Here is a 9,018-nt window from a genome sequence, read left to right on the forward strand (position 1 = left end):
TTTAAGTATTAGTATTCTCTGTTTCCAAATATTTTGCTACCAATTCGCACCATTGTACTTCCTTGTTCAATAGCAATCGGATAATCGTCCGACATGCCCATTGAAAGTTCATTGAATGTAGGTTGGTTTGCAAAATAGTTGTTTTTTACTTCATTATAAAACTCACTTAATGAACGAAACTCTGTTGCTACTTGTTCATGCGAATCGGTAAATGTAGCCATTCCCATCAGGCCGCGGATACGAATATTTGAAAGAGATTTCCAATCTCCATTGTCGAGCATATTGCGGCATTCCTGAAACGAGAAACCGGATTTCGTTTCTTCCTGGGCAATATGGAGTTGTAATAAACAATCAACTATCCGGTTTGCTTTTGCAGTATATTTGTTCACTTCTTCAAGTAAACGCCAGGAATCTATTGCATGTATAAGAGCAACATATGGAATAATATATTTAATTTTATTGGTTTGCAAAGAACCAATAAAATGCCATTCTATATCCTGCGGCAATGTTTCGTGTTTTGCTTTCAGCTCCTGCGCCCGACTTTCGCCAAAGACACGTTGCCCGGCCCGGTAAGCTTCTTCAATAGCTTCATTAGGATGAAACTTTGATACGGCTACCAACCGGACATCGGTAGGCAATTCGGCCAGAACTTTTTGCAAGTTACCCGAAATACTCATTTTATACCTCCGGTTTATCGTTCGACTCTCCGTAAGGGTATATATCCATCAGGGGGGTTTCGGAAACCATAGCTATCTGGTAATCAGCCATTGTACCTTCCATCCCCTTGTCTAATCTCTTTACTGCATCGCGCAAGTCCGAAGCCTGAACAAGCATCTGGGTTGATGTTTTCTTTTCGGCACCGCTCTTTTCGTCCAAAGTAATAAAGGTAACCTTGCATTTAAACCAACGATCGGCTTCTTCATCTTCGGTAGTGAAAAGTTCGCTATAGTTTGCTCTTTTAATATCTGTAACAGTGAATTCTCCCGAAATGTAGTAACTCATTTCTTCAATAATTCGTTTTTCTGCTTCGGTAAAGCTGAGTGCGTCTACTAAATACGGTTCGGTAATCTTTTTAGCCATTCCGTTCTCCATCATTTTTTCGTAGCGTATCTTACACTCAAACCAGGTATGCATTGACATAATTTTACTTTATTAATATTGTTATAACAGGACAAAGATACGTGATTATTTTTTTTAAAGATGGGTTTCTACAATCCATTCTCCCAAATTACGTTCATTTGCATCAAAATTTACTCCTATTTTAATAAGTGTTCTTTCATCAGCAGTGTAGGGAATTAAATAGCCTTTATCATTGATTTGTTTGATGGCTTGCTCTGCCGATCCATTTAATTTGAACTCAAATACATAAATATAGTTTGTAGTTTTTACCACTGCATCTGCACGGCCACGTGCACTGCGAATTTCTGTTTCGGTAAATTCGCCCATAAGTTTGAATACCAAATAGAATACAACTTGGTAATGACGTTCAGTTCGATCATTCAGTTCATAGGGGAAATCAGCAAAAAAGGCACGGAGGCGGGTAAGGAAAGATTCTGTTTCGCCATTACGCAATTCATTGATAAAGCGTCCTATGTAAAAGGATGTGTCTTCGGAAGGAATAGTAGTATAAAATGGAGTTATAAAATTAAAGAAACCATATTTTACTTCTTCATTGGGATAGCCAAGTGTATATACACGAAATTCAGGGTCGAACGATTTGATAGTTAAATACCCACTTTGATAAATCATGGGTACGGGATTATTCACATTTGCCCGATCATCTGTAAGCGAAGCTGCTGATACTTCAATGCCATCCAGTTTACGTAGGTCGAAGTCTGTTTTTTGCAGCATTTCCACAAGGAAGGTAGGTGTACCACTGGCAAACCAATAATTACGTAGTTTACCCGATGAAATAGTGTTTAGAATACTGAACGGATTGAAGAGTCCTTCTTTTTGATCTTCGTTAAAATAGTATCCATCGTACATGCGGGTGAGCTCGGCCATTATTTCTTCCTGCGACATTTTATTATTGTTGGCTAGCTTTTCCAGTTCGGGTGCAAAGTTGGTTTCTATCTCTTCTCTGGTTAACCCACAAAGATCGGAAAAACGTGGATCAAGACTGATATCTACCAATTGATTTAGATTACTGAATATACCTACTTGTGCAAATTTGGTTACTCCGGTAATGAAAACAAACTGTAACCATTGATCGGCACTTTTCAGTACAGAATAGAAGGCAGTTAGTGTTTCGCGGAACTCCTGCTGAAGGCTTTCGTTATGAAGGCTACGCAACAATGGTTTGTCGTATTCATCAATAAGTACTACTACGCGAAGGCCGGTCTTCTCGTACGCTTTGCGAATAACAGTCATAAAACGGCCGGAATGTGTAATACCTTCGCCACTGGTTTCGTATATTTGTTCCCATTCGCGAAGCTGACGTTCAAGCATGTCGTGCAGACTTTGTTTGTCGTCATATTTCTCTGCATTCAAATCGAGATGCAGTACCGGGTATTTCTTCCAGTCTTTCTCAACAGTTTCAATAAAAAGTCCTTTAAAAAGTTCTTTCTTCCCTTGAAAATAGGCTTCGAGGGTAGACAACATTAAACTTTTTCCAAAACGACGCGGACGACTCAGAAAATAGGGATTGTCCAGTTGTATAAGTTTATACATCTGTAGAGTTTTGTCTACATATAAATAACCCTTATTACGGAGTTTTTCAAAACTCTGAATGCCAATAGGATAGCGGCGGTGGAATGAATCTAGTATGTCGTTCATACAATAAACTTTCAAATATAGTTACGAAGATACTAAAAAAAAACTCCCAGTCAACCTGACCGAGAGTTTTTATATACTATTTACATTTTTCTTACTTCAACCATTTATCCAACCATCCAAAGAATGTACGTTGCCACAAAATACCATTCTGTGGTTTCAATACCCAGTGATTTTCATCTGGGAATAACAGTAACTCTGCCGGAACATCCTGAAGTCTGGCAGCATTGAATGCCATTGTACCTTGCGAAACTGGTACACGAAGATCTTTTTCACCGTGTATACATAGAATTGGAGTGTCCCATTTTTCAACAAACAAGTGTGGAGAGTTTTTATATGTATTTGCTACAGCAGGATTCTTTTTATCCCAGTATGGCCCAGCCATATCCCAGTTGGCAAAGAACATTTCTTCTGTATCCAGATACTGAACTTCCATATTGAATATACCACAGTGCGAAATGAATGCTTTGAAGCGCTTTTCGTGGTGACCAGCCATCCAGTAAACTGTATATCCGCCAAAGCTGGCGCCAACACAACCCAGACGTTCTTCGTCAATAAAAGGTTCTTTAGCCATAACATCGATAGCAGTGAATAAATCTCTCATACACTGACCACCGTAATCACCACTGATTTGTTCGTTCCATTCCAAACCAAAGCCCGGAAGACCACGGCGGTTAGGAGCAACAATAATATAATCATTGGCAGCCATCATTTGCATGTTCCAGCGGAACGACCAGAATTGGCTTACTGCATTTTGCGGACCACCTGTACAGTACAGAATAGCAGGATACTTTTTGTTCGGATCAAATTCCGGAGGATAAATAACCCATGTAAGCATGTCTTTGCCATCGGTAGTTTTCATCCAACGTTCTTCTACGCGGCCCATTTCAAGCTGATCGTATATGTGTTTGTTCTCGTAAGTGAGTTGAGTAGCCTGTCCGTTCATGTCAACAGCATAGATCTCGTCGGCCATGCTCATAGAGTGGCGTTTAGCAATCATCTTATCACCACAAAGTGCAACCGATGCATAATCGTGAACCCCTTCGGTAAGTGCTTTTATTGTTGCAGAGGCTACATCAACCGCATAAATTTGAGTTTTACCGTGCCAAACACTGGTAAAGTAAATGGTTTGAGCATCTTTACTCCAAGTATAGTCATCTACGTTCGAGTCGAGTGACTTGCTTACGAAACGTTTCTCTCCTGTTTCCAGGTTCATAACGAATAAACGGTTCCAGTCAGATTCGTATCCATCGCGTTCCATGCTTAGCCATGCAATACTTTTGCCATCGGGAGAGTATTTGGGGTTGGTATCGTAACCCATGTTTCCTTCGGTGATATTTATAGCTTGCTTAGTTTTCAAATCATAAATATAAATATCCGAGTTGGTTGAAAGTGCATATTCCTTTCCAATCTTCTTTTTACAGGTATAAGCTATTTTATCCGAAGTAGTATTCCAGGCCAGCTGTTCTATACCTCCGAAAGGCTTCATTGGGCTTTCGTAAGGTTCGCCTTCCAGGATATCTGTTACATTTGAGATTGCATTCCCGTCAAAACCGGCAACGAAAGGGTGGGGGGCAGTGGTTACCCACTCGTCCCAATGTTTATACATTAAATCATTTCTGATAATTCCGCTTGATTTAGAAAGGTCGGGATATTTATCGGCAGTGCTATCCAGAACTTTTATTTGCGAGATGAACAACAATTTCTTTTCATCCGGCGAGAATGCGAAACCTTCAATATCATCTTTGTAATTGGTAAGTTGTTTTCTTCCGGTACCATCGGGATTCATTTCCCAGACCTGACTGCTTCCGCTTTCACCACTCAAGAAAGCAAGTTTGCTGCCATTTTTAATCCATGTTACTTCATTCTCGGAGAAAGGAGTTTTAGTGATTTGTTTATTGTCGCTTCCATTGGCATTCATAACAAATACTTCGCGGTTGCTTTTGTTTTCGGGAACGCTGTAATAAGCAACTGTATAAACAATTTGTTTTTCATCCGGCGATACTTCAACGCCACCAATACGTCCGAATGCCCAGAGTGCTTCCGGAGTCATTTTCTTACCATCAATCTGTATGTTTGATTTCTCGATAAGAACCTGGTTTGTTTTTCCTGTCTCATTGTTTGTAGTACAGGAGGCCAGCAATAATGCTGTTGACATAATGACTAGATTAATAGGTTTCATTGTTTTAAGATTTTAAGGAGGTAAAGAATGGAAGGAGGTAAAGGAGGTAAAGTATCCTGCGGCATCGCAACTTTACCTCCTTTACCTCCTTCCATTCTTTACCTCCTTTTGTTTATTTTTTCTTATTCTGTTGTTCCTTCAGCATTCTTTCCTGTTCTTTTTGCATTGCTTCCAAGCGGGCAGCGAATCCGGATTTCTTTTTATCCTTATTCTTCTTTTTGTTAGCTTCCAGCTGTGCAAGAAGCTTTTCCTCGTTGGTAGTTTTACGCAATACAATCATAGTAAGAATACTGATTAGTGTTGAAATAAAATAATAGTAGTTCAAACCAGCCGGATAATTGTTCAAAACGAACAAGAACATAACCGGCATCAGATACATCATCCATTTCATTGCAGGCATTTGCTGCTGACCAGTATCTTGTTGAGACATGGTGAACTTGGTATTCAAAATAGTTGTTACCGTCATTAACAAACAGAACAAACTAAGATGATTGCCCAGGAAAGGAATGGTGAATGGGAAAGTGATAATGGCATCGTATGTTGAAAGGTCACTAGCCCACAAGAAACTTTCCTGACGCAGTTCGATAGCACTAGGCACAAACATAAAGAGAGCCATTAGGATAGGGAACTGAATAAGCATAGGCAAGCAACCTCCCATTGGGCTAACACCATATTTACTGTAAAGTGCCATGGTTTCCTGTTGCTTCTGCATGGCATCTTCCTGTTTAGGATATTTTTTGCCAATTTCTTCAATCTGCGGTTTCAATACACGCATTTTAGCAGAAGAGATATACGTTTTCCATGTAGTAGGGAAAATGATAATCTTTACAATGATGGTCATCAGCAACAGAACCATTCCCATACTTAATCCCCAGCTTGATAGCCAGTCGAATATATTGATGGTAAACCATTTGTTAATCCATCGCAAAACAGGCCATCCCAAATATACCAGTCTATCCAGTTGAAGTTTATCCTCGCGTCCTTTATCGAAAGACTTTAATGTTTTGTAGTGGTTAGGACCAAAGTAGAAGTGCATGTTAGTGGTTTCCTGACCACTTGGATCGAAGAATGTGGTCATTTCTGCACTGTAATCCTTTATATATCCGCTACCCTCATTTTCTGGTCTTGATTTTAATATACCTTTCTCAAAACTCTGGTCGGCAATAAATACAGAAGAGAAAAACTGGTTTTTGGCAGCAATCCAATCCAAGCGTCCCGACATGGACTCTTGTTCATCTTTCGCCTCCGATAGATTGTCGGTACCTTCTCCGGTTTTCTTATAAGTAAGGTTCGATAAACGGTTTTCGTACGTAAATCCTTTTTCGTACTGGCGGGCCCGCTGTTTCCATTCAATGTCAACATAGTTGGCCGATGCCAGTTTGTCTGTCATTCCGGTAGCCTGAATATTAAAATCCATCATGTAACTATCCGGATGGAGTGTATATATAAAATCAATATAACTGCTTTCGTTGGCCATCAGGCGCATGATAACACTGTTATCCGTTTTATTAACCGGAGTGAAAAAGTAATCTTTGGTTTGAATGGCTTCCTGTTTGTTATAGAAATCGAAGTTCAGCGATGCATCTTTGCCTTCAAAAAGCACAAGAGGCTCTTTTTGCTGATCGAGGTATTCTTTCAGCATGGCCGAGTAAACACGACCTCCCTGAGTGGTTAATGTTATTTTTACCACTTCGTTTTCAATCGTAACAAACTCTTCATTACCATTAAGGGCGTTAAAGAAAACAGCCGAAGAGTCTCTTTTTACCTCTTCTTTTTCGTTAGCCAGTGCTGCTAATCTTTTTTCTTCTAACTTTTTCTCCTCTTGCCTAACCAACTCAATAGAGTCGTTGTAGTGTTGGTAGGCTTCCAATTGTTCTTTACTGGGGCGGCTGAAATAGCTAAATCCAACTAATAATAATACTATAAGGACGAGACCGGTTACGGTATTTTTATCCATGTTTAAATTTTTAAGTTTTGAGTTTCTTAATTCTCAATTTTCAATTCTCAATTTTTAGTTCTCGATGGCCGCCTTGATAAATGACATAAATAATGGGTGTGGATGCAGAACTGTACTGCTGTATTCCGGATGGAACTGGGTTCCGACGTACCACTTAAGTTCCGGAATTTCCACTATCTCTACAAGATCGGATTCCGGGTTAACCCCTACACATTTCATGCCAGCTTTTTCAAACTCGTCTCTGTATGCGTTATTAAATTCGTAACGATGACGGTGACGTTCCTGAATATGTTCTTTCTGATATGCTTCATATGCTTTGGTATTTTTCTTCACAACGCACTCAAAAGCTCCCAATCGCATGGTGCCACCCATGTTAGTGATTGCTTTCTGCTCTTCCATGATATCAATAATATTGTGCGGTGTTTTTTCGTCGAATTCAACCGAGTTAGCATTGGCATATCCTAATACATTTTTAGCAAATTCAATGGCCAGACATTGCATACCTAGACAAATACCAAATGTTGGAATATTGTTTTCGCGGGTATATTGGGCCGCAACAAGTTTTCCTTCAATTCCACGTGAGCCAAATCCCGGACAAATAACAATACCGTCAACATGGCTGAGTTTCTCTGCCACATTTGCAGTTGTTATACCTTCGGATTGAACAGACTCTATCTTTAACTTGCGATCATTGTAGATTGCAGCTTGCGAAAGCGATTCAAGAATTGATTTATACGCATCTTGCAATTCGGCATACTTACCTACTAAGGCAATACGAACTTCTTTTGTTGCATTTGAACGCCGGGTAAGGAAGTTTCTCCAAGGAATTAATTCCGGATCTTCTCCAATGGGTAATCCCATTTTGCGTAGAATTGTTTTGTCTACATTCTGTTCTTGCATCATCAATGGTACTTCATAAATGGTAGGTACATCCATTGATTGAACAACAGCTGCTTCTTCAACATTGCAAAAGAGAGCAACTTTCTTTCTCAGGTTTGCACTCAGGTTGTGTTCCGAACGCAATACAAGTATGTCGGGCTGAATACCCAACGACTGCAATTCTTTAACAGAGTGTTGGGTTGGTTTGGTTTTCAGTTCTTTGGCAGCAGCAAGAAATGGTACATAAGTTAAGTGTACACATAGTGCATTTGGCCCTAGTTCCCATTTAAGCTGACGGATACTCTCCATATAAGGAAGCGATTCAATATCACCAACCGTACCACCTATTTCGGTGATAACAAAATCGTATTTATTGTTTTTATCGTTTCCAAGGTATTTAATATTTCTTTTTATCTCGTCGGTTATATGGGGTATTACCTGTACCGTTTTACCTAGATAATCTCCACGACGCTCTTTGTCAATTACGCTTTTATAAATACGGCCGGTAGTAATACTGTTGGCTTTTCTGGTTTCGATACTTAAAAAACGCTCATAATGTCCTAAGTCAAGATCTGCTTCATGACCATCTACTGTTACATAGCATTCACCGTGTTCGTAAGGGTTTAATGTACCCGGGTCGATGTTGATATACGGATCAAATTTCTGAATGGTTACTTTATAACCTCGTGCTTGCAATAATTTACCGATAGATGAGGAAATAATACCTTTTCCTAGCGAAGAAGCTACACCACCGGTTACGAAAATATACCTTGTTTCTGCCACAATTATATAATTTATTGAAAATCAAATATTCTACAAAACTGCAAAATTACAAAAAAAAGGAGAAGATTACCGATTTTCCGGAAAAACAAATAATGGTTATCTGAAATTTCTTAATTAACACACAAGGTATGCACATTATTATTAATCGGATTATTATTTTAAAGTTGCGGATTGCGCAGGATTACACGGATTTTAAAATCAACGCTACAGAAGGTTTTCGACGAAAAAAGTGTCACAAGTGTCACACTGCGTCTAATTTATTAAAGCACAGATTGTTACAGTGTGACACTTTGCCTGTTTTAAGAAAAATAAGTACCACCGAAGTGTCACACTGAAATGTTTCAAAAGTAAGCGTCTCCGCTTTGTCGCCTATATTGTCTTTTCCTTGTTCTGTATCTTTGCATTTAATTTTTATATAATATTTTATGCAAGCCTCAGAACTATA

At 39.3% G+C, this 9,018-nt stretch carries 7 protein-coding genes; all 7 read right to left on the reverse strand.

What is annotated here, in order from left to right:
• Window positions 1-8: 8 nt before the first annotated feature.
• The gene (locus D0T85_RS02465; RefSeq protein WP_163209848.1) at window positions 9-677 is read right to left on the reverse strand and encodes a YggS family pyridoxal phosphate-dependent enzyme; all 669 of its coding nucleotides are present in this window, start codon (window positions 675-677) and stop codon (window positions 9-11) included.
• Window position 678: 1 nt separating this feature from the next.
• The gene (locus D0T85_RS02470) at window positions 679-1,140 is read right to left on the reverse strand and encodes a DUF4494 domain-containing protein (RefSeq protein ID WP_163209850.1); all 462 of its coding nucleotides are present in this window, start codon (window positions 1,138-1,140) and stop codon (window positions 679-681) included.
• Between the two features lie 54 nt (window positions 1,141-1,194).
• Window positions 1,195-2,775: an ATP-binding protein gene (locus D0T85_RS02475; protein WP_163209852.1), complete on the reverse strand. Its 1,581-nt coding sequence runs from the start codon at window positions 2,773-2,775 to the stop codon at window positions 1,195-1,197.
• A gap of 91 nt (window positions 2,776-2,866) precedes the next feature.
• Entirely contained in the window at window positions 2,867-4,930 is a 2,064-nt protein-coding gene (locus D0T85_RS02480) for a prolyl oligopeptidase family serine peptidase (RefSeq protein ID WP_370459912.1), read from the reverse strand.
• A gap of 136 nt (window positions 4,931-5,066) precedes the next feature.
• Window positions 5,067-6,911 (reverse strand): membrane protein insertase YidC, encoded by a 1,845-nt coding sequence (gene yidC, locus D0T85_RS02485; RefSeq protein WP_163209856.1) that lies wholly within the window; start codon window positions 6,909-6,911, stop codon window positions 5,067-5,069.
• Between the two features lie 54 nt (window positions 6,912-6,965).
• On the reverse strand, window positions 6,966-8,573 hold the full coding sequence (locus tag D0T85_RS02490; RefSeq protein ID WP_163209858.1) for a CTP synthase: 1,608 nt from the start codon (window positions 8,571-8,573) through the stop codon (window positions 6,966-6,968).
• Window positions 8,574-8,814: 241 nt separating this feature from the next.
• A partial coding sequence (locus tag D0T85_RS22460) for a hypothetical protein (RefSeq protein WP_203558398.1) occupies window positions 8,815-9,018 on the reverse strand: 204 nt, incomplete at its 5' end.

This window comes from Bacteroides sp. 519 (assembly GCF_010500955.1).
Lineage (GTDB): Bacteria > Bacteroidota > Bacteroidia > Bacteroidales > Bacteroidaceae > Bacteroides.